The sequence below is a fragment of the Mesorhizobium sp. M8A.F.Ca.ET.207.01.1.1 genome (assembly GCF_004794715.1).
In the GTDB taxonomy this organism is placed as follows: Bacteria; Pseudomonadota; Alphaproteobacteria; order Rhizobiales; family Rhizobiaceae; genus Mesorhizobium.
Window position 1 is genome coordinate 1 of record NZ_SRUS01000552.1, and the last position, 287, is coordinate 287.

General features: G+C 65.5%; 1 pseudogene. It reads left to right on the forward strand.

What is annotated here, in order from left to right:
* A pseudogene (locus tag EN850_RS35790) lies at positions 1-213 on the forward strand (ABC transporter); the annotation flags it as partial.
* Positions 214-287 lie beyond the last annotated feature (74 nt).

The window sequence follows — 287 nt, forward strand, 5'->3', positions numbered from 1 at the left end:
GCGCAGAGCGAGCATGGCGTGCAACAGGCACTGGAGCGCCTGATGGCTGGCCGCACCACGCTGGTCATCGCCCATCGCCTGGCCACCGTGCTGAAGGCCGACCGCATCGTGGTGATGGACCAGGGCCGCATCGTGGCCGAAGGCACCCATTCGCAGCTGCTGGCCCAAGGCGGACTGTACGCTGAACTGGCACGCCTGCAGTTCATCGATTGATGACGGCCGGCTAACATCGGCCGGACCAAGCTGGCCTCGCATCAGCAGCATCCGCTGAAGGAGGTCCACGATAG